The 18,676-nt window shown below is 74.7% G+C and carries 20 protein-coding genes; 6 read left to right on the forward strand and 14 right to left on the reverse strand.

Features of this window, described 5'->3' with window-relative positions; translation table 11 throughout:
* Positions 1–2 precede the first annotated feature (2 nt).
* Positions 3–701: a TetR/AcrR family transcriptional regulator gene (locus ACJTNH_RS04760; RefSeq protein ID WP_458173127.1), complete on the reverse strand. Its 699-nt coding sequence runs from the start codon at positions 699–701 to the stop codon at positions 3–5.
* Between the two features lie 95 nt (positions 702–796).
* Between ACJTNH_RS04760 and ACJTNH_RS04765 the strand changes: the two genes are divergently transcribed.
* Positions 797–1,483, forward strand: coding sequence for a DUF2306 domain-containing protein (locus ACJTNH_RS04765; protein ID WP_458173129.1), 687 nt, complete (start codon positions 797–799; stop codon positions 1,481–1,483).
* 40 nt (positions 1,484–1,523) lie between these two features.
* Here the strand turns inward: ACJTNH_RS04765 and ACJTNH_RS04770 are convergent, their stop codons facing one another.
* Together ACJTNH_RS04770 and ACJTNH_RS04775 are read right to left on the reverse strand one after the other, a co-directional pair.
* Complete coding sequence (locus ACJTNH_RS04770) at positions 1,524–1,949, reverse strand: VOC family protein (RefSeq protein ID WP_458173131.1); 426 nt, start codon at positions 1,947–1,949, stop codon at positions 1,524–1,526.
* Positions 1,950–2,055: 106 nt separating this feature from the next.
* The gene (locus ACJTNH_RS04775) at positions 2,056–2,532 is read right to left on the reverse strand and encodes an N-acetyltransferase family protein (RefSeq protein ID WP_458173133.1); all 477 of its coding nucleotides are present in this window, start codon (positions 2,530–2,532) and stop codon (positions 2,056–2,058) included.
* A gap of 107 nt (positions 2,533–2,639) precedes the next feature.
* Here ACJTNH_RS04775 and ACJTNH_RS04780 point away from each other — a divergent pair, with 107 nt between their 5' ends.
* Complete coding sequence (locus ACJTNH_RS04780) at positions 2,640–3,029, forward strand: hypothetical protein (protein WP_458173135.1); 390 nt, start codon at positions 2,640–2,642, stop codon at positions 3,027–3,029.
* A 67-nt stretch (positions 3,030–3,096) separates the two neighbouring features.
* Here ACJTNH_RS04780 and ACJTNH_RS04785 read toward each other — a convergent pair whose 3' ends face one another.
* The 6 genes from ACJTNH_RS04785 to ACJTNH_RS04810 all read right to left on the reverse strand — a co-directional run bounded on the left by ACJTNH_RS04785 (position 3,097) and on the right by ACJTNH_RS04810 (position 9,295).
* Positions 3,097–4,212 carry an aminotransferase class V-fold PLP-dependent enzyme gene (locus tag ACJTNH_RS04785; protein WP_458173137.1) on the reverse strand — a complete coding sequence of 372 codons (1,116 nt, stop codon included), beginning with the start codon at positions 4,210–4,212 and terminating at the stop codon, positions 3,097–3,099.
* Positions 4,209–4,985 carry an amino acid ABC transporter ATP-binding protein gene (locus ACJTNH_RS04790; protein WP_458173139.1) on the reverse strand — a complete coding sequence of 259 codons (777 nt, stop codon included), beginning with the start codon at positions 4,983–4,985 and terminating at the stop codon, positions 4,209–4,211. Before ACJTNH_RS04790 ends, ACJTNH_RS04785 begins: the two co-directional genes overlap by 4 nt.
* On the reverse strand, positions 4,982–5,938 hold the full coding sequence (locus ACJTNH_RS04795; protein ID WP_458173141.1) for an amino acid ABC transporter permease: 957 nt from the start codon (positions 5,936–5,938) through the stop codon (positions 4,982–4,984). The genes ACJTNH_RS04790 and ACJTNH_RS04795 overlap by 4 nt, the downstream gene beginning before the upstream one ends.
* A complete protein-coding gene (locus ACJTNH_RS04800) occupies positions 5,931–6,884 on the reverse strand; it encodes an ABC transporter substrate-binding protein (RefSeq protein ID WP_458173145.1) in 954 nt (317 codons plus the stop codon). The genes ACJTNH_RS04795 and ACJTNH_RS04800 overlap by 8 nt, the downstream gene beginning before the upstream one ends.
* Before the next feature lie 29 nt (positions 6,885–6,913).
* A complete protein-coding gene (locus tag ACJTNH_RS04805) occupies positions 6,914–7,948 on the reverse strand; it encodes a LacI family DNA-binding transcriptional regulator (protein WP_458173147.1) in 1,035 nt (344 codons plus the stop codon).
* 264 nt (positions 7,949–8,212) lie between these two features.
* Entirely contained in the window at positions 8,213–9,295 is a 1,083-nt protein-coding gene (locus ACJTNH_RS04810; RefSeq protein WP_458173149.1) for an alkene reductase, read from the reverse strand.
* A 146-nt stretch (positions 9,296–9,441) separates the two neighbouring features.
* Between ACJTNH_RS04810 and ACJTNH_RS04815 the strand changes: the two genes are divergently transcribed.
* Together ACJTNH_RS04815 and ACJTNH_RS04820 are read left to right on the forward strand one after the other, a co-directional pair.
* The gene (locus ACJTNH_RS04815) at positions 9,442–10,266 is read left to right on the forward strand and encodes an SDR family oxidoreductase (protein WP_458173151.1); all 825 of its coding nucleotides are present in this window, start codon (positions 9,442–9,444) and stop codon (positions 10,264–10,266) included.
* A gap of 136 nt (positions 10,267–10,402) precedes the next feature.
* The gene (locus ACJTNH_RS04820) at positions 10,403–10,855 is read left to right on the forward strand and encodes a hypothetical protein (RefSeq protein ID WP_458173153.1); all 453 of its coding nucleotides are present in this window, start codon (positions 10,403–10,405) and stop codon (positions 10,853–10,855) included.
* A 64-nt stretch (positions 10,856–10,919) separates the two neighbouring features.
* Here ACJTNH_RS04820 and ACJTNH_RS04825 read toward each other — a convergent pair whose 3' ends face one another.
* Positions 10,920–12,758, reverse strand: coding sequence for an ABC transporter ATP-binding protein (locus tag ACJTNH_RS04825; RefSeq protein ID WP_458173155.1), 1,839 nt, complete (start codon positions 12,756–12,758; stop codon positions 10,920–10,922).
* A gap of 71 nt (positions 12,759–12,829) precedes the next feature.
* Here ACJTNH_RS04825 and ACJTNH_RS04830 point away from each other — a divergent pair, with 71 nt between their 5' ends.
* On the forward strand, positions 12,830–13,246 hold the full coding sequence (locus ACJTNH_RS04830; RefSeq protein ID WP_458173157.1) for a MarR family winged helix-turn-helix transcriptional regulator: 417 nt from the start codon (positions 12,830–12,832) through the stop codon (positions 13,244–13,246).
* On the opposite strand, the gene ACJTNH_RS04835 is transcribed toward ACJTNH_RS04830, so the two are convergent.
* The 3 genes from ACJTNH_RS04835 to ACJTNH_RS04845 form a co-directional block, all read right to left on the reverse strand.
* Positions 13,236–13,862, reverse strand: coding sequence for a dihydrofolate reductase family protein (locus ACJTNH_RS04835; protein WP_458173159.1), 627 nt, complete (start codon positions 13,860–13,862; stop codon positions 13,236–13,238). The two genes, ACJTNH_RS04830 and ACJTNH_RS04835, sit on opposite strands and share 11 nt — an antisense overlap.
* A 69-nt stretch (positions 13,863–13,931) precedes the next feature.
* A complete protein-coding gene (locus ACJTNH_RS04840) occupies positions 13,932–15,410 on the reverse strand; it encodes a phosphatase PAP2 family protein (protein ID WP_458173161.1) in 1,479 nt (492 codons plus the stop codon).
* Between the two features lie 92 nt (positions 15,411–15,502).
* Positions 15,503–17,077, reverse strand: a complete 1,575-nt coding sequence (locus ACJTNH_RS04845; RefSeq protein ID WP_458173163.1) for a molybdopterin-dependent oxidoreductase — start codon at positions 17,075–17,077, stop codon at positions 15,503–15,505.
* Between the two features lie 137 nt (positions 17,078–17,214).
* On the opposite strand from ACJTNH_RS04845, the gene ACJTNH_RS04850 reads away from it, so the two are divergent.
* Positions 17,215–18,045: a dienelactone hydrolase family protein gene (locus ACJTNH_RS04850; protein ID WP_458173165.1), complete on the forward strand. Its 831-nt coding sequence runs from the start codon at positions 17,215–17,217 to the stop codon at positions 18,043–18,045.
* 18 nt (positions 18,046–18,063) lie between these two features.
* Here ACJTNH_RS04850 and ACJTNH_RS04855 read toward each other — a convergent pair whose 3' ends face one another.
* Positions 18,064–18,648 carry a VOC family protein gene (locus tag ACJTNH_RS04855; protein ID WP_458173167.1) on the reverse strand — a complete coding sequence of 195 codons (585 nt, stop codon included), beginning with the start codon at positions 18,646–18,648 and terminating at the stop codon, positions 18,064–18,066.
* Between the last annotated feature and the right edge of the window lie 28 nt (positions 18,649–18,676).

Genomic DNA, 18,676 nt, shown 5'->3' on the forward strand with positions numbered 1-18,676 from the left:
CGTCAGTGGCGGGCCGAGCTCCAGCCCTGGGCCCGCAGCCGGTCGAAGCCGTCCAGCAGCAGGTCGAGCGCGAACTCGAACTCGAACTGCTCGTCGCAGCCTGCGCCCACGCCCGACAGGTCACCGCCGGTCGCCGCGACCGCGATCTCCAGGATGTGCGGGTAGCGGTGCGCGAACTCCGCGGCCAGCGCCTGCTGCTCCTCGGCCGACGGCGGCGCCGCACCGGGAGCCGGCGGCTCGTCGAAGAGCTCCGGGCTGAACCCCCAGATCCGGTTGCCCAGCGCGTGCATCACGTGGTGGGTCAGGTCCGCGGAGAACCCGCCGCGGCGGAACGCGCCGGCCAGGGAGTCCATGTACCCCAGCACGGTCGGGGTCCGGCGGGTGCGGGACTCGATGGCCTGCCGGGCCCACGGGTGCCGCAGCACCGCCCGCCGCGCGGAGAGCACCCGCGCCCGCACCGCCGCCCGCCAGTCGAGCGCCGGGTCGGTCGGCTCGAACTCTCCGACGACGACGTCGACCATGCCGTCGAGCAGCTCGTCCTTGTTGGCCACGTGCTTGTACAGCGCCATCGGGACGACACCCAGCTCCTGGGCCAGTCGCCGCATGCTCACCGCGTCGACCCCGTCGGCGTCGGCGAGGTCGACCGCGGCACGCAGCACCCGATCGGTGCTCAGCGGCGTCCGCCGCCCGGGAGGAGCCACCGGGCCAACCTACCCCGTTGACACGTGTACGCCGTACACCTAGCTTTCCTCGCATCGAGGTGTACGCCGTACACCTCATGTCGAAGGGAGGCGTCGTGCGCACCAGCAGCCGGCAGTGGTGGGTCCCGGCCGGGCTCGTCCTCCTCAGCCTCGTGCCGGTCCTGGCCGGCGCCGTGCGCCTGAGCGAGCTCGCCGGCGACCCGGAGGTCACGGTCGCCAACGCCCGCTTCGTCGCCTCGCCGGTACCGGTCGTGGCGCACGTCGTCAGCGCGACGCTGTACTCCCTGCTCGGGGCGTTCCAGTTCGTCCCGCGCATCCGCCGACACCGGCCGCGCTGGCACCGGCTCGCCGGTCGGGTCCTGGTACCCGCCGGCCTGCTGGCCGCGCTGTCCGGACTGTGGATGACGGTGGCCTACGCGCGGCCGCCGGCCGACGACGTGCTGCTGACCCCGATCCGGCTCTTCTTCGGCGCCGCGATGGCCGCCTGCCTGGTGCTCGGCGTGCTGGCGATCGTGCGGCGGGACGTCCCGGCCCACCGCGCCTGGATGGCCCGCGGCTACGCGATCGGCCTCGGGGCCGGCACCCAGGTGCTGACCCACCTGCCCTTCGTCCTCGCAGGAGTCGAGCCCGGCGGCCTCGGCCGGGTGCTCGCCATGCTGGCCGGCTGGGTGGTCAACCTCGCGGTGGTCGAGTGCGCGCTCCGCCGCCGGCCGGCCGCGGCACGCCCGGCCCCGGCACGAGCCCCCGCCGGTCCGGTCCCGGTGGCCGGCCGGCCGCACTGACCGGGACACCGGGCCGGCGCGGGCCGGCCCGGCCGGTCCGTCAGGACGCCGCGTACGCCACGGCGACGTCGAGCACCCAGGTGACGCCGAACCGGTCGGTGAGCATGCCGTACAGCGGTGCCCACCCGGCCGGGGCCAGCGGCTGCACCACGGTCGCGCCTTCGGACAGCGCCTGCCAGTACCGGGTGACCTCGTCGGCGTCCTCGCCGCGGACCGACACGAAGAACGGCCGCTCCCCCGGCGCGTACGGCAGGCTCCCCGGCACGTCGTAGGCCATCACCCGGAAGCCGCTCTCCGCCGCGACCTGGCCCCACATCACCTGGTCGGCCTCGGCCGGGTCCTGCACGGCACCGGCGTCGGCGTAGGTGACGACGGCGAGGTCCCCGCCGAACACCGATCGGTAGTGCTCCAGCGCCGCGCGCGCGTCGCCGCGGAAGTTCAGGTGGGTCGTCGTCTGCACGCTCATGTCGGCTCCTCGCCGGTCGGATGGGGAGCTGTTCTCCCCGGCAGGGACGACGCTAAGGGACGATTGGTGCCAGTTCCTGGCCGCGATGTCAGCGCTGCCGCGCGACTCACCCGGGCTGGGGAGCCCGGCGCCACTCCATGACGTGCCCGGTGGCCGGGAACGCCTCGTTGCCGACCAGCCCACCGGTCTTCGTCTCGACCAGGGTGAAGCCCGACCGCTCGTAGAGCCGCCGGGCCGGGTTGCCGTCCAGCACGGTCAGCTCGACCCGGTCGACGCCCGCGGCCTCGGCGTGGGCGAACAGGTGCCCGACCAGCGCCGTCCCGACCCCGCGGCCCTGGTGCGCGGGGTGGACGTACATCCAGGTCAGCTCCTCGTCGGCGAAGGCCAGGAAGCCGACGACGGCCCCGTCGAGCTCGGCCACCCACAGCCGGTCGTCGAACAGACCCTCGTCCTCGGCGGTCTGCGCCAGGCTCCGGAAGGCCTCGACCCCGACCGACCAGGCGAGTTCCTGGAGGCGGGCGGCGTCGTGCACCTCGGCGATCGCGTCCCAGTCGGCGGGGCGGTACTCGCGGATGTCGATCACGAGCCCGACTGTGCTGACCGGGGCGCTGCGACGTCCAGCGAATTGCCCTCCAGTCATCCGAGACGAACCGGTCACGACCGGCCTGCCGGCTGCCGAGAACTCAGCACATGAGCAACCGCGCCCTCGCCGAGGACCCGCAGACGGCCACGGACGCGGAGGTCATCGCGGAGATGGCGACCGCCGTCCTGGCGACGATCGCCCGCCTCCACGCCGACGGGCTGACCGCCGTCACCACCATCGCGGAGACCCCTGTCCGGCTCGAGCTGCCCCCGGTCGCCGAGGCGCCGGCTCCCGTCGAGGCCGCCCTGACCGACGACGAGCCCACCGAGGACGAGCCGGTCGAGGACGCCCCGGTCGAGGCCGGCCCGGCCCAGGACGAGCCGGCCGCCGAGGACGTCGTCCGGATCTCCGAGCCGCTGTGGGTCGTGCCGCCGCCCCGCGGCCGGCACCTCGCCGAGGCCCTCACCGACCAGCTCCCCGCCCAGCACGTCGCCTGACCTGCTCACCGTCGGTCACTGGTCGTCGTGCCCCCGGGCGGGCGACGACCACTGACCGACGGCGGGCTCAGGCCGGGGCGGCCGCCGGCTCGAGCTGAGCGAGCGCGGCGTCGACCCGGTCCAGGGCGGCCGCGCTCGTCGTCGCGTGCACGCTCAGCCGCACCCGGTCGCCGTGCCGGGTGCAGGTGACCCCGGCCCGGCCCAGCGCCGCGTGCAGCTGCGCCCCGTCGACCCCGGGCACCCGGAAGGCCACGATCCCGGCCCGCTCGGCCGGCACCCGGGACGACGTCACCTCCACCCCTCGCCGGTCCAGCACCGCGAGCAGCTCGTCGACCCGCGCCGCGATCCGGCCGGCGACGAAGCCCACCCCGGCCTGCTCCAGCAGCTCCAGCCCCGCGGCCAGGCACGCCTGGGCCACCGGGCTGGTGTTCGTCGTGCTGAACCGGGCGGCGCCGGGGGCCAGCGGGTGCTCCAGCCCGTCGTAGTCGGTGGCGCCCTGCACCCCGGTCCAGCCCGCCAGCAGCGGGTCCAGCCGGTCCAGCGCGCGGTCGGACACCGCGACCACCCCGGTGCTCCAGCCGCTGCGCAGCCACTTCTGCCCGCCGGCGACCAGCACGTCGGCCGCCGTCCAGTCCTGGTCGACCGCACCGACGCCCTGGATGCCGTCGACCACCAGCAGCCGCTCCCCCAGCACCTCGCGCAGCCCGGCCAGGTCGGCGCGGAAGCCGGTGGCGAAGTCGACCGCGCTCACCACCAGGGCCGATGCGTCCGCGCCGGCCAGTGCGGCCCGGACGGCGTCCGGGGTCACCGGCCCGGCCGGCAGACCGACGACGTCCAGCCGGCCCGCCGCCTCCGCCCGCCACCACGGGTAGAGGTTGGCCGGGAACTCCGCCGGGCTGACCAGCACCGGGCCGCGCACCGCGAACGCCGCCTGGAACAGCCCCGCCGAGGTGCTGGGCGAGTAGACGAGGTTGCCGGGCGCGAAGCCGAGCAGCCGCGACGCCGCGGCCAGTGCCCGGGCCTCGGCGCCCATCAGCTCGTCGACCGTGCCCTGACCGGCGGTGGAGACCGCGGCCAGCGCACCGGCCCCGGCCTCCACCACCGGCCGGGACGGCGGGCCGACCCGGGCGAAGTCGAGGTAGCCCTCGTCCTCGGCGAAGCAGGCCAGGTAGCCAGCGCTCACGCGGTCACCCGGGCCAGGAACGCACGGGTGCGCTCGTGCTGCGGCGCCCCGATCACCTGCTCCGGCGGCCCCTCCTCGACCACCACCCCGCCGTCCATGAACACGACGCGGTCGGCGACCTCACGGGCGAAGGCGATCTCGTGGGTCACGACCAGCATCGTCATCCCCTCCTGCGCCAGCTCGGTCATCACCGCCAGCACCTCCCCCACGAGCTCGGGGTCCAGGGCGCTGGTCGGCTCGTCGAAGAGCAGGAGCTTGGGCCGCATGGCCAGCGCCCGGGCGATCGCCACCCGCTGCTGCTGCCCGCCGGAGAGCCGGTCGGGGTAGGTGTCGACCTTGTCGGCCAGCCCCACCCGGGCCAGCAGCTCCCGGGCGTAGGCCTCCGCCTCGCGTCGCGGCACGCCGCGCACCTGCACCGGCCCCTCGGTCACGTTCGCCAGCACGGTGCGGTGCGGGAAGAGGTTGAACCGCTGGAACACCATGCCGATGTCGGCGCGCTGCCTGGCGACGTCGGCCTCGCGCAGCTCGTGCAGCCGGCCGCCCTCGTGCCGGAAGCCGATCGGCACGTCGTCCACCCAGATCTCGCCGCCGTCGGCGGCCTCGAGGTGGTTGACGCAACGCAGCAGCGTGCTCTTGCCGGCGCCGGAGGCACCGAGCAGGACGACGACCTCGCCGCGGCGCACGGTCAGGTCGACCCCGCGCAGCACCTCCAGGGACCCGTAGTGCTTGCGCAGCCCGCGGGCCCGCACGAGCACCTCGCCCTGCGCGCTCACCGGGAGCCCCGCATGAACGGCGGGGTGCGCAGCGAGCCGCCGACCTTGGCCCACACCGACCCGCGGGTGCCGACCGGCCGGATCGAGGCGTTGTAGTGCCGCTCCAGGTAGTACTGACCGACGTTGGCCACGCTCACCACCACCATGTACCAGACGGCCACGGCCAGCAGCGTCTCCATGACCGCGAGGCTGCGGCTGGACAGCGCGTTGGCTGCGTGGATGAGCTCGGTGAAGCCGATGACCGAGGCGATCGACGTCCCCTTGAGCATGTTGATGAAGTCGTTGCCGGTCGGCGGGATGATCACCCGCATCGCCTGCGGCAGCACCACCCGGGACAGCACCTTCGCCGGCCCCATGCCGATCGACTTGGCCGCCTCGGTCTGCCCCCGGTCGACGCTGGTCAGCCCGGCCCGGACGATCTCGGCCATGTAGGCGCTCTCGTTGAGCCCCAGGCCCAGCAGCGCCGCCAGGAACCCGGTCATGATCACGTTCGCCGGCTGGTCGAGCAGGTAGGCGTCGGTGAACGGGACCGGGATCGTGAACGTCGGGAAGACGAGCGCGATGTTGTACCAGAGCAGGATCTGCAGCAGCACCGGCAGACCGCGGAACACCCAGATGTAGGCCCACGACACCCAGCGCAGCACCGGGTTGGCCGAGGTGCGCATCAGGGCCACGACCGTGCCGATGACGATCGCGCCGGCCTGGGCGATCACCGCCAGCACGATGGTGTCGACCAGGCCCTCCAGGATCACGTCCTGGGTCAGCAGGTCCGGGATGCTGGCGTAGTCGATGTCGCCCCGGGAGACCGCCTGGAGCAGCAGCCCCAGCACGGCCAGGACGGCGAGCCCGGCGACCCAGCGCCCCCAGTGCCGGATCCGCACCTGGGGCAGCAGCTCGCTGTCCGGGGGTGCGTCGACCGGCCTGGTCAGCGCCGCGCCGGCGCGGTCAGCCACCGTTGACGGTCGCCTGGTCGACCGCGCCGGAGGTGACGTCCCACGCCTCGAGGATCTCGCCGTAGGTGCCGTCGTCGATCAGCTGCTGCAGCGCCTGCTGGATGGCGTCGCGCAGCGCGGTGTCCTCCTTGTTCAGGCCGATGCCGTAGGGGCCACCGTTGATCGGGTCCTGGTCGACGGTCTCGAAGTACTCGCCGTCGCCGGCGGTCTGGGAGATGTACACCGCGGTGGGCAGGTCGTTGAGGATCGCGTCGACCCGGCCGGTGCGCAGCTGCGTCTGGTTCTGCGAGTCGCTGGGGGTGGCGGTCACCTCCAGCGGCTCCTCGCCGTTGGCCTCGCAGTCGGCGGACTGCTCGGTGGCGAAGTCCTCCTGCGTCGTCCCCTGGACGACGGCGATCGCCTTGCCGCACAGGTCGGCGCTGGCCTCGATGCCGGCCGGGTTGCCCTTCTGCACCATGATCGTGATGCCGGACTCGAAGTAGTCGACGAAGTCGATCGACCCCTGCCGCTCGGCGGTGTCGTTCATGCCGGCGATCGTGGCGTCGACCCGGCCGGTCTGCAGGCCGGTGATCAGCGAGTCGAAGGCCATGTCGGAGTACTCGACGTCCAGGCCCAGCTTGTTGCCGATCGCGGTGATGATGTCGACCTCGAAGCCGACCGGAGTCGACCCGTCCTCGGCGTAGAAGTTGTTCGGCGGCGACTGCACGTTGGAGCCGATCTGCAGCGAGGTCAGGTCGGCGGGCAGGCCCTCGGCCAGCGCGGCGTCCTCGCTCACCCCGCCGACGATGTCGCTGGTGTCGGGCACCGCGGAGTCGGCGCTGCTGCCACCCCCGCTGCCGGGGTCGGCTGCGGCGTCGTCGTCGCCACCGCCGCAGCCGGCGAGCAGCAGGGCGGTGGTGAGCGCGACCGGGACGGCTGCGCGGAGGGGGAGACGGGTTCGGGACACGGGCTTCTCCTGGGGGTCGGGACGTGCGGTCATCGGGCGTTCCGGGCGGGGAGTGCGGTGCTGTCGGTGCGTGCGGTGCTGCCGGCCGGTGGCGGACTGGACCGCCGCACGACCAGACGGGTGGGGACGACGACCGACCGCGGCGGCAGGCTCGGCGTGGCGATCCGCTCGAAGAGCAGGTCGACCGCGGCCTGGCCGATGCCGCCGGCGTCCTGGGCCACGGTGGTCAGCGGCGGGTCGAGGACGTCGGCGAGGTCGAGCTCGTCGAACCCGACGTGCGCCGGCCGCGGGCCGGGGTGCTCGTGCAGGTGGTGCAGCAGCGCGACGCTGGCCCGGTTGTTGCCGGTGACCACGGCGGTGACGCCGGCGGCGGTCCAGCCGGTCACGGCTGCGGCGAGGGCAGCGGGGTCGAGCGCGCCCAGGGAGACCAGGCTGTCGAGGGGCAGGCCGTCGGTGGGGAGATCGAGCTCCGCGCAGGTGGCGAGGAAGCCGTCCCGGCGCTGGCGGGAGGTCCAGAACCGCTCGTCGTCGCCGAGGTAGGCGATCCGCCGGTGACCCTGCCCGGCCAGGTGGCGCACGGCCGCGGCGATGCCACCGGCGTTGTCCGAGAGCACCTCGTCGGTGCCGTGGTCGGCGCTGGGCCGGTCGAGCAGCACGGCCGGCACGTCGGGCGGCAGGTTGGCGGTGAGCACCTCGTCGCCGACCAGGTTCGGGGCGATGAGCAGGCCGTCGACCCGGCGGGCGGCGAAGGCCTGCACCAGCCGGCCGGCCCGCTCGGGGTCACCGTCGGCGGAGCCGGTGAGCAGCAGGTAGCCGCGCTCGCGGGCGCTGCGCTCGACCGCGGCGGTGACGGCGGAGTAGAAGGAGCCGGCGAGGTCCTCCAGGACCAGGCCGATGCTCGCGGTGCTGGTGCCCCGGCGCAGGTGGCTGGCGCCGTCGTGGCGGCGGAAGCCCAGCTCGGCGATGGCCCGCTGCACCCGCTCCACGGTCTCCGGGCGCACGCCGGGCTCGCCGTTGACGACCCGGCTCACCGTCTTCTGCGAGGTGCCGGCGGCCTGGGCCACGTCGACCATCGTGGGCAGCCGGCCGGCCCCACGGGCAGTTGTCCGACCGGCGTCGTCCGCCGATGACAACGTAGTCATCGGCTGGTCGGGGGAGCCCGATGACAACGTAGTCATACGGGGGATCGTCGAGGTGACGGCGACCACATGTCAAGGGCCTGAACGGTCCGCAACGGTTCCGTGACCGGTGGGCCGCCGTCGTGCGCCGGCTGTTGTGCGCTGACCGTCGGTCCTCCGGGAGGGGACCGACGGTCAGCGCACAGCGCGTCAGCTCTGGCTGAGCTGCAAGGTCGGGTAGTCGGTGTAGCCCTCGGCACCGGCGGCGTAGAAGGTCGCCGGGTTCGGGGTGTTCTCCGGGTGCGCGCCGAGCCAGCGCTCGACCAGGTCGGGGTTGGCGATGGCCATCCGGCCGACCGCGACGGCCTCGGCGTGCGCGGCGTCGATCAGCTCGACCGCCTCCGCGCGGGTGGTCACCGTGCCGAAGCCGCTGTTGGCGATCAGCGGGCCACCGAAGCGGCGGCGCAGCTCCTGCACGAACTCGCCGGCCGGCTCGGCGTGCAGCACCGACAGGTAGGCCAGCCCCAGCGGGCGCAGCGCGTCGAGCAGCGCGCCGTAGGTGGCCCGGACGTCGTCCCGGTCGGGCTCCAGCGCGTCCTGGATGTTGTGCTCGGGCGAGATCCGCAGCCCCACCTTGCCGGCGCCGATCGCCTCGGCGACCGCGGTGACGACCTCGATGACGAAGCGTGCCCGGTTCTCCGCCGACCCGCCGTAGACGTCGTCCCGCTGGTTGGACGCCGGGGACAGGAACTCGTGCAGCAGGTAGCCGTTGGCACCGTGCACCTCCACGCCGTCCAGCCCGGCCTCCACGGCCCGGCGGGCGGCGGCGACGAAGTCGTCCCGGACCTCGCGGGCCTCCTCGACGGTCAGCGCGTGCGGCACCGGGTAGGCCTGCTTGCCCTGCTCGGTGTGGCCGGCGCCCTCGATGGCGATGGCGCTGGGCGCCTCGACCCGGCGGCCACCGTTGACGTCGGGGTGGGTGACCCGGCCGGCGTGCATCACCTGCATGACGATCCGGCCGCCACGGGCGTGCACGGCGTCGGCGACGCGGCGCCAGCCGGCCACCTGCTCGTCGGTGACGATGCCGGGCTGACCGACGAAGCCCTGCGACTCGAACCGCGGGTAGGTGCCCTCGGTGATGATCAGGCCGAGGCTCGCGCGCTGCGCGTAGTGCTCCACGACCAGGTCGTTCGGGACGCCGGAGGCGCCGGCGCGCATGCGGGTCAGGGGGGCCATCACGACGCGGTTGGCGAGCTCGAGGTCGCCGAGCGTCACGGGGGAGAACAGGTCCATGCCGGGGACAAGGCGGGTGCGCCGGCTGACCATTCCGGGACGCCGCCGACTGCGGCGATCGTCACGCCGCGCCGATCGTGGGTGGAACACGACCACCTGTCGCTGCGCTGACCCCTGCCGGACGTCCCCTTCAGCGAGGAGCAGACATGACCAGGACCTGGTTCATCACCGGCGCATCGCGCGGGTTCGGCAAGGAGTGGTCGATCGCGGCGCTCGAGCGGGGTGACCGGGTCGCCGCCACCGCCCGCGACACGTCGTCCCTGGACGACCTGGTGCAGCGGTTCGGCGACGCCGTCCTGCCGATCCGGCTGGACGTCGACGACCGGGACGCCGTCTTCGCGGCCGTCGCCCGGGCGCACGACCACTTCGGCGCCCTGGACGTCGTGGTGAACAACGCCGGCTACGGCCAGTTCGGGATGATCGAGGAGATCTCCGAGGCCGAAGCCCGCGCCCAGTTCGACACCAACGTGTTCGGCGCGCTGTGGGTCACCCAGGCCGCACTGCCGTACCTGCGCGAGCAGGGGTCCGGCCACGTGCTGCAGGTGTCGAGCATCGGCGGCATCTCCGCCTTCCCGAACATCGGCATCTACAACGCCTCGAAGTGGGCACTGGAGGGCTTCAGCCAGTCGCTGGCCGCGGAGGTCGCCGACTTCGGCATCAAGGTCACCCTCATCGAGCCCGGCGGCTACTCCACCGACTGGGGCGGCGCCTCGGCCGCGCACGCCACGGAGAACCCGGCCTACGACGAGTTCCGGGTCAAGGCCGCCGAGCAGCGCAAGCAGCGGCTGGGCGGCACGCCGGGCGACCCGGTGGCCACCCGCGAGGCGGTGCTCGCCCTGGTCGACGCCGAGCACCCGCCGCTGCGGGTGTTCTTCGGCGAGGCGCCGCTGGGCATCGCCACCCGCGACTACGAGTCCCGCCTGGCCGAGTGGAACGCCTGGGACGACCTGTCCAAGAAGGCCCACGGCTGACCGTCGTCCGATGACCGGCGCCGAGTGGCAGCTGAGCGGGCCCAGCGGGGGTGCGTGAGCCCGCTGAGCTGTCACTCGGCGACCCCGCCGGCAGCCTGCGGGGTTCTCCGGCGGTGATCACGGGCAGGGGCAGGTCATGGCCCCCCGCGAGAGCTCCGGCCGCCGCCCGCACCGGCTGCGCGAGGTGGTCGCCACCCGCCGCGGGTACGTGCTTGCCTGGTGGGGGTTCACCGCGACCTTCGCGGTGCTGCGGCTGGTCACCTGGCTGATCCGGGAGGACCTCACGTTCCTCGGGGACGTCGCGGTCGGCGGCACCCATCTGCACCACTACCTGTGGGGGATCCTGCTGATCGCCGTCGTCGGCGGGGCCGCCCTGGGCGACCGCACGCCCCGGGTGCGTGCCGGCCTCGGCCTGTTCTTCGGCATCGGGCTGGCCCTGGTGGTCGACGAGGCGGCGCTGCTGATCCAGCTCGAGGACGTCTACTGGGACACCTTCGGCTGGGTCAGCGTCGGCCTGGCCCTGCTGGTCATCGGTGTGGCCGGCAGCGTGCTGGCGATGACCGAGGCACCCCGCGAGCCGGGCCGCTGAGCAGCCGGACGGCGTGCGCGGAGTGGCACCTCCGAGGCCGGGAGCGGCCACTCCGCGCCCACGGTCACGCCAGCACGGCCTCCCGCTCGGCCGCCCCGGCCAGCTCGGCGTAGCGGCCACCGCGGGCCAGCAGCTCCTCGTGCGTGCCCTGCTCGACCACCCGGCCGGAGGCCAGGACGGCGATCAGGTCGGCGTCCCGCACGGTGGACAGGCGGTGGGCGATGGTGATCGTCGTCCGCCCCCGGCTGGCCTCCTCCAGCGCGGCCTGCACGGCACGCTCGGTGGTGTTGTCCAGCGCACTGGTGGCCTCGTCGAGCACCAGCACCCGCGGATCGCGCAGCAGGGTGCGGGCGATCGCCAGCCGCTGCTTCTCCCCGCCGGAGAACCGGTGCCCGCGGGCGCCGACCACGGTGTCGTAGCCGGCCGGCAGCGCGGCGATCACGTCGTGCACCTGGGCCCGGCGGGCGGCCTCGACCAGCTCGGCGTCGGTGGCGTCGGGCCGGGCGTGCCGCAGGTTCTCGGCGATCGTGCCGTGCAGCAGGTAGGTCTCCTGGGCGACGACGCCCACGGTGCGGGCCAGGTCGGCCAGCGTCACGTCCCGGACGTCGACGCCGTCGATGGTCACCCGCCCGGACGTCGGGTCGTTCAGCCGGGCGACCAGGGAGGCGAGCGTGCTCTTGCCCGAGCCGGTCTCGCCGACCAGGGCCAGCGTCGCGCCGGCGGGCACCGTGAGGTCGACGTCGGTCAGCGCGTCGCGGTGGCCGTCGGGGTAGCGGAACCCGACGGAGTCGAAGCGCACCTCGCCGCGGACGTCGCGCAGCGGCACGGGGTGCACCGGGTCGTCGATGTCCACCGGCAGGTCGAGGTACTCGAACACCCGGCTGAACAGCGCCATCGAGGCGGTCAGCGAGACACCGATGTCCAGCAGCCCCATCAGCGGGCGGAACAGCGCGCCCTGCAGCGTGGTGAAGGCGACGAGCGTGCCGATGGTCATGCCGCCGGACGTCGCCGGCAGGCCGGCGGCCAGGTAGATCAGCGCCGGGATGCCGGCGAAGACGATGCTCATCGTGGCCATCCGCCAGCGGCCGGCCAACTGCGAGCGCACCTCCAGCCCGACCAGGTCGTCGGAGGTGGCGGCGAACCGCTGCGACTGCGCGGGGCCCGCGCCCAGGGTCTTGCCGAGCAGCACGCCGCTGACGCTGAGCCCCTCCTCGACCTGGGAGTGCAGGTCGGCGAGGTGCCGCTGCCGCTGGGCGGTGATCTGCCGGCGCATCCGCGCGACCCGGCGGGTCAGCCAGATCGCCGGCGGCAGCACGACCAGCGACAGCAGCGACAGCCGCCAGCTCAGCGCGGCCATGGCGATCACGGTGCCGACCACGGTGGTGGCGTTGGAGGCGAACGAGGTGGCCGTCGAGGTGACCACCGACTGCATGCCGCCGATGTCGTTGGTCAGCCTCGACTGCACCTCCCCGCCCTTGGTGCGGGTGAAGAAGCCCAGCGACTGGCGCTGCAGGTGGGTGAAGACCGACGTCCGCAGGCCGTGCATGACGTGCTGGCCGACGGTGGTGGACAGCCAGGTCTGCAGCACGCCCAGGACGGCGGTGACCGCGGTGACCGCGACCATCCCGGCGACGGCCCAGGCCAGCAGCTGCAGGTCCTGCTCGGGGAGCGCCTCGTCGATGACCAGCCGGACGAGGAACGGCGTGGCGAGCGCGATGGCGGAGCTCGCCACGATGAGGGCGACCACGGTCGCGAGCTGCCCGCGGTACGGGCGGAACAGGCCGGCGACCCGGCTCCAGCGCACGGGTGAGCGCTCCAGCTGGGCGCGGTCGGCCGGGTCGGGCCGCCCGCCGGGGCGCCCGCCTCCCCGGCCGGACTGGAAGGTGTCGTCGATGGCGACCACCCCTCTCTCGGGAGACTTGCTGAGGTTACCTCACGGTGTGGTGACCACGCGGCCTCCGTTACTCTTCCCCCGTGCACGACGGCGGCCCGGCGACCCTGGGCGACCTGCTGATGCGGGTCGCGCGCACGCTCCGCCGCCGGTTCACCGCCACGCTCGCGCCCTGGGACCTCTCCCCGCACCAGGCCCGGGCGCTGCGGGTGGTCTGCGCGCGCGACGGCGTCCGGCTCTCCGAGCTCGCCGAGGCGCTGCGCATCGCCGCCCGCTCGGCCACCGAGGTCGCCGACGGCCTGGCCGAGCGCGGCCTGGTCGAGCGCACCGCCGACCCGCGGGACCGGCGGGCGGTGGTGCTGGTGCCCACCGACGCCGGCCGCACGGTGCAGCGTGAGGTCGAGGAGGCCCGGGCCGCGGACTCCACCGAGCTGTTCGCCCGGCTGCCGGCCGAGGACCAGGCGACGCTGGAGCGGATCCTGCGTCAGCTCACCGACTGAGTTCCAGCTGGAACGACCCGGTGTCGACGTCGCCGGCCCGCTGGTAGCTGGCCATCAGCGCACCGGTGCCGGACGCCGCCGACGACGTCAGCCGCCAGGTGCGCGGCACCGTGCCGTCGGCGAACAGCCTGCGGCCGGTGCCCAGCAGCACCGGGAAGACGACCAGCCGCAGCTCGTCGACGAGGTCCTCGGCCAGCAGGGTCTGCACCAGCCCGATGCTGCCGTGCACCTGCAGCTCCCCGCCGTCGGCGGCCTTCAGCGACCGGACGGCGTCGGCGACGTCACCGTCGACCAGCCGGGCCCCCTCCCAGTCGACCGAGGTGAGGGTCCGGGACGCGACGTGCTTGGGCAGGGTGTTCAGCGACCAGGCGATCCGGTCGCCGTCGGTCGGCGCCTTCGGCCAGTGCGCGGCGAAGACCTCGTAGGTGCGCCGGCCCAGCAGGAACTCACCGGCGGTGGTGAACCAGGCGTCCATCTGGGCGCCGATCACCTCGTCGAAGTGCGGCACCAGCCAGCCGCCGTACCGGAACCCGCCGGAGGGGTCCTCCGTCGGCCCGCCGGGTGCCTGGGCGACACCGTCGAGGGTGAGGAACGTGGTGACGACGAGCGGGCGCATGACCGACCTCCGGGATGCGGCCGCCCCTGCGGCGGCCCGTGCCCTACAGACCCGGGCACCGGGCCGAAGTCATCGCGCCGACCACTCGGGCCGGTGGCCGGTCGGCCGGTCGCCTGCGCCGCACCGGAAGGCCCGGGCGCAGGCCAGCACCCACACGGTGCCCAGCAGCAGCCCGGCCGCCACGTCGGTCGGGTAGTGCGCGGCGACGTAGAGCCGGGAGACCCCGATCGCCGGCGCGAGCAGCAGGGGCACGGCCAGCACGGCCCACCGGCGACGGCCGTGCCCGTGGCCGATGACCAGCGCGGCCAGCGCGCCGTAGAGGGCCACCGCCATCCCGGCGTGACCGGAGGGCCAGGCGGCGCCGGTCGGCAGCCCCTCGGTCAGGTCGACGACGTCGGGCCGCACCCGGGCGACCACCAGCCCGACGACGAAGTAGAGCAGCACCTCGCCGACGATCGTGACCAGCACGAAGACGACGGGCCGCCAGCTGCCGACGACGGCCAGCGCCAGCACCGCCAGGGTCAGCCCGACGACGATGACGGCCCGGGTGCCCGACAGCGTGCCCACCGCCTCGGCCGCCGAGGTGAGCGTGTCGGTGCGCTGGTCGACGAACCAGGCGGCGACGCTGCGGTCGAACCGGCCCAGCGCCGTGTCGTCGAGCACCCGGGTGACCAGCAGCCCGAGCGCGACGAGGACGGCGAACAGCGCGACGGCCACGCCGGCCAGCCGTGCCACCGTCGTCCGGCCGGCCGGGAGCACCCGCTGGTGCGCGGGTGCGGGGCCGGGCACCTCCGCCGGGTCGACGTCCAGCGGGTCCAGCGGCTCGTCGCTGTGCTGGTGGCGGTCGTGCTGCCAGCCCCGGAAGGCGGCCGTGGTGATCGCCAGCCAGGCCAGGCCCAGCGCCCAGCCGGCCAGCACGTCGGAGACGAAGTGCACGCCCAGCGCCAGCCGGGTGACGCCGATCACGACCACCAGCAGGGCCAGCCCCGCGATCAGCCAGGGGCGCAGCCGCCGGCGCACCAGGGGGAGCACCACCAGCGTCAGCACCCCCCAGGTGACCACGGCCGTCATGGCGTGACCGCTGGGGAAGCTGGCGTTGCTCGGGGTGTCGACCACCGGGTCCGCCACCACGGGCCGGGCCCGGTCGGCGATGACCTTGGTGAGCGGCACCAGCACGGCCAGTCCGATCCCGGAGACCGCCACGAACGCGGCCAGCCGCCGGTGCCGGCGGATCAGCAGGAAGACCGTGGCCAGGGTCGTCACCAGCACCGACGCACCGGCACCGCCCAGGTCGGTGACGGCGCGCAGCACGCTGACCAGCAGCGGGGAGCGGCTGACCACCTCGTTCAGGTCGGCGGCGACGTCCCCGTCCAGGGCGGCCAGCGGCGACCAGTTCTGCTGGACCAGCAGCCACAGGGCCAGGAAGGGCACGGCCCCGACCAGCAGGGCCACCAGCCCCAGCACCGTGCGGACGCCGAACCGGCCGGGTGCCCGCGGGCGCTCGTCTGCGGGCGGCGCCCAGGTCGAGGTACCGCGAGGACTGCTCATCCACCGGGGCTACCCGGACCCGACCGGACGGCTGCACCGGTGGGCTCTGCGGTCCTGTCACCGTCCACCGACGAACCGGTGACGCCTCGACCTCAGCTCTGGACGTCCACCTCGACCACCGGGTGGCCGGACGCGCCGTCCGGGGCGACCGGGGTGCGGTCGCCGGTCTGCCGCTCACCGGCGCCGTCGGTGGCCCGGGCGGTGATGACGTGCCGGCCCGGGGTGGCGTCCCAGGGCAGGTACCACTGCCGCCAGCAGTCGACGTCGAGCTGCTCGGCCAGCACCGCCGGCTGCCAGGGCCCGTCGTCGATCCGCACCTCGACGCCCTCGATGCCCCGGGTGGGCGCCCAGGCCACCCCGGCGATCGGCTGCCGGCCGGCGCTCACCGAGCCACCCGGGCGGGGGACGTCGATCCGGGACTGGGTCTTGACCGGCCCCTCCTTCGCCCAGCCGCGCGGGACCCAGTAGCCGTCGACGTCCCAGCCGGTGAGCTCGATCGAGGACAGCCACTTGGTCGCCGACACGTATCCGTAGAGCCCCGGGACGACGAGCCGGGCCGGGAAGCCGTGCTCGGCCGGCAGCGGCTCGCCGTTCATCGCGACCGCCACCATCGCCTCCTCGAGGTCGAGCGCGGTGACCGTGGGGAAGCCGGCGGTGAACCCGTCGACCGAGCGGCTGAGCAGCTGGGTGGCGCCCCGCTGCACGCCGGCCCGCTCCAGCAGGGCCCGCAGCGGCACGCCCTGCCAGCGGGCGTTGCCCACCAGGTCGCCACCGACCTCGTTGGAGACGCAGGCCAGGGTCACGTCCGCCTCGATCTGCGGCAGCGCCATCGGCTCGTCGTAGGTGAGCGAGAAGGGCTCGTCGACCAGCCCGGTGACCTCCAGCCGCCAGTCGGCCGGGTCGACGACCGGCACCCGCAGCGCGGTGTCGATCCGGTAGAAGCGCTCGTTGGGCACGTACAGCGGGGTGAGGCCGGGGATGCCCAGGTCGGCCCCGGCCGGTGGCGGCGGTGCCGGGCGGGCGGGCCGGGGCAGCCGGATCGCAGCCCGGACGGCGTCCAGCCGCTCCCGGCCGGCCAGCAGCCACCCGCCGACCCCGCCGGCCACCGCCACCGCCGCCGCCCCCGCGGCCAGCAGCAGGAAACCGCGCCGGCCCGTGCCCGGGGAGTCGTCCGGCACCGCCGCCCGAGCGGCCGCGGCGAGCAGCCGGTGCAGGGCGGCGACCCCGACCGCGGCACCCAGCAGCCCGGTCAGCAGGGTGCCGAGCACCGAGACGTCGTCCGTGGCCAGCCCGGCGGCGACGCCGACGGCGGTGACCAGCACGAGGGCGACCGCGCCCAGGACGAACCGGTACCGCGCCAGCAGCCCGGTCGCGGCGCCCAGCCCGGCGGCGACCAGGGCGATCGAGGCCAGCAGCACCGGCTTGTCGTTGCTGCCCAGCGCGGCGATCGCGGCCCGCTCCAGCCAGCCGGGCACGCCGTCGATGACGGCGTCCCCGACCGAGAGCACCAGCGAGGGCACCCGGTCCAGCAGGCCCGCGACCAGCTCGGCCACACCGATCCCGGCGGCGGCCGCCAGCACGCCCGACTGCGCCGCCCGGCCGGCCGGCAGCGGGGCCGCGCCGTCGCTCCCGGACAGGTGCTCCTGCGGTGCGGCTGACTGCGACATGCCCCCAGGTTCACCCGGCCACCCGGGTGCGGTCCGGTCTCCGCCCGGAACCGACGCACGATCGTCACGGAGCGGCCGGGCGGGCCGTCGTGGGCGCAGGGCTCGACCGATCGGCCGTCGTGCTCCACGATCAGCCGATGACAGAGTCGTCATCACTCGAAGGCTGGGCGTCCGAGCCCTTCACCAACGCCGGCATCACCCACACCCTCCACACCCGTGGCTCCGGCCCGGGCGTCGTCCTGCTGCCGGAGATCCCCGGCATGACCCCACAGGTGCTGGGGCTGGCCGACCACCTGGTCGACGCCGGCTTCACCGTCACCGTGGTCTCCCTGTTCGGTGAACCCGGCAAGCCGATGACCCCCGGCTACGCAGCGCGCAGCCTGGCCGCGGCCTGCATCAGCCGGGAGTTCCGGGCCTTCGCCAAGCGCGCCGACCGACCGGTGGCCGAGTACGTCCGGGCCGTGGCGCGCCGGGTGCACGACCAGGTCGGCGGCCCCGGGGTCGGGGTGATCGGCATGTGCTTCAGCGGCGGGTTCGCCCTCGCCTCGGCCGCCGAGCCCGCCGTCCTGGCGCCGGTGGCCAGCCAGCCCTCCATCCCGTTCCCGCTCTCCGCGGGGCACCGGCGCGACCTGGGGATGTCCGACCGGGAGCGGGACGCGATCGTGACCCGGGTGGAGAAGGAGGGGCTGTGCCTGCTCGGCCTGCGGTTCAGTGAGGACGCCGCCGCGCCCCGGGACCGCTTCCGCTCGCTGCGCGCCGCCTTCGGCGACGGCTGGCTGCCGATCGCGCTGAACTCCCGCCCGGGGAACGAGGCGGGCATCGGCAGCAACGAGCACATGGTGCTGACCAGCAAGGACGTCGAGACGCCCGGGCACCCGACGCACGAGGCGCGGGAGCAGGTCGTGGCGTTCCTGCGGGAACGGCTGGCCGCCCGGCCGGCTGACCGGGCGACCGCCTCGGCCGGCTGATCGCCCCGACCCGGCCGGTCAGCCCTCGACGTAGAGGCAGAAGGGGTGGCCGGCCGGGTCGAGCATCACCCGGACGTCGTCCTGCGGCTGGAACTCCGCCACCCGCGCGCCGAGCGAGACGGCGAACTCCACCGCGACGGGCAGGTCGTCGACCGCGACGTCCAGGTGCAGCTGCATCCGCGGGTCGCCCTCGCCCGCCGGCCAGACCGGCGGCACGTGGTCGGGTTCCAGCTGGAACGACAGCGCCGGCCCGCCCGGCCGCAGCGTGACCCACTCGGGGTCGTCGGTGCCGATCGGCCAGTCGAGCAGCGCGGCGTAGAACCGGCCCAGGCCGCGCGGGTCGGGGGTGTCGAGCACCGTGGCGGTCAGGGTCATCCGCGGGCGGTCTGCCATGCGCGGGACGCTAGCCAGCCTCACCGACGCAAACGACAGCCCCTGCTCGGCGAGCGCCGCGCGCAGCCGGTCGACCGCCCGGGGCCCGACCCCGTGCAACGCGGCGAGCTCGGCCTCACGGTGCTCGGCCACCTGGGAGAGCCGGGTGATGCCGGCCGCGGCGAGGGCCCGGGTGGCGGGGGCACCGATCGCCGGCAGGTCGTCGGTCACGTCAGGGGGGACTCCACGGCGACGAAGA

The sequence above is a fragment of the Modestobacter lacusdianchii genome (assembly GCF_054177765.1).

What these genes read in the sequence shown, in the direction of transcription:
- ACJTNH_RS04820 (WP_458173153.1), top strand. Translation starts at nt 10,403, where the DNA reads ATGGCCCCCCGCGAGAGCTCCGGCCGCCGCCCGCACCGGCTGCGCGAG.
- ACJTNH_RS04815 (WP_458173151.1), top strand. Translation starts at nt 9,442, where the DNA reads ATGACCAGGACCTGGTTCATCACCGGCGCATCGCGCGGGTTCGGCAAG.
- ACJTNH_RS04810 (WP_458173149.1), bottom strand. Translation starts at nt 9,295, where the DNA reads ATGGACCTGTTCTCCCCCGTGACGCTCGGCGACCTCGAGCTCGCCAAC.
- ACJTNH_RS04850 (WP_458173165.1), top strand. Translation starts at nt 17,215, where the DNA reads ATGACAGAGTCGTCATCACTCGAAGGCTGGGCGTCCGAGCCCTTCACC.
- ACJTNH_RS04770 (WP_458173131.1), bottom strand. Translation starts at nt 1,949, where the DNA reads ATGAGCGTGCAGACGACGACCCACCTGAACTTCCGCGGCGACGCGCGC.
- ACJTNH_RS04835 (WP_458173159.1), bottom strand. Translation starts at nt 13,862, where the DNA reads ATGCGCCCGCTCGTCGTCACCACGTTCCTCACCCTCGACGGTGTCGCC.
- ACJTNH_RS04780 (WP_458173135.1), top strand. Translation starts at nt 2,640, where the DNA reads ATGAGCAACCGCGCCCTCGCCGAGGACCCGCAGACGGCCACGGACGCG.
- ACJTNH_RS04840 (WP_458173161.1), bottom strand. Translation starts at nt 15,410, where the DNA reads ATGAGCAGTCCTCGCGGTACCTCGACCTGGGCGCCGCCCGCAGACGAG.
- ACJTNH_RS04845 (WP_458173163.1), bottom strand. Translation starts at nt 17,077, where the DNA reads ATGTCGCAGTCAGCCGCACCGCAGGAGCACCTGTCCGGGAGCGACGGC.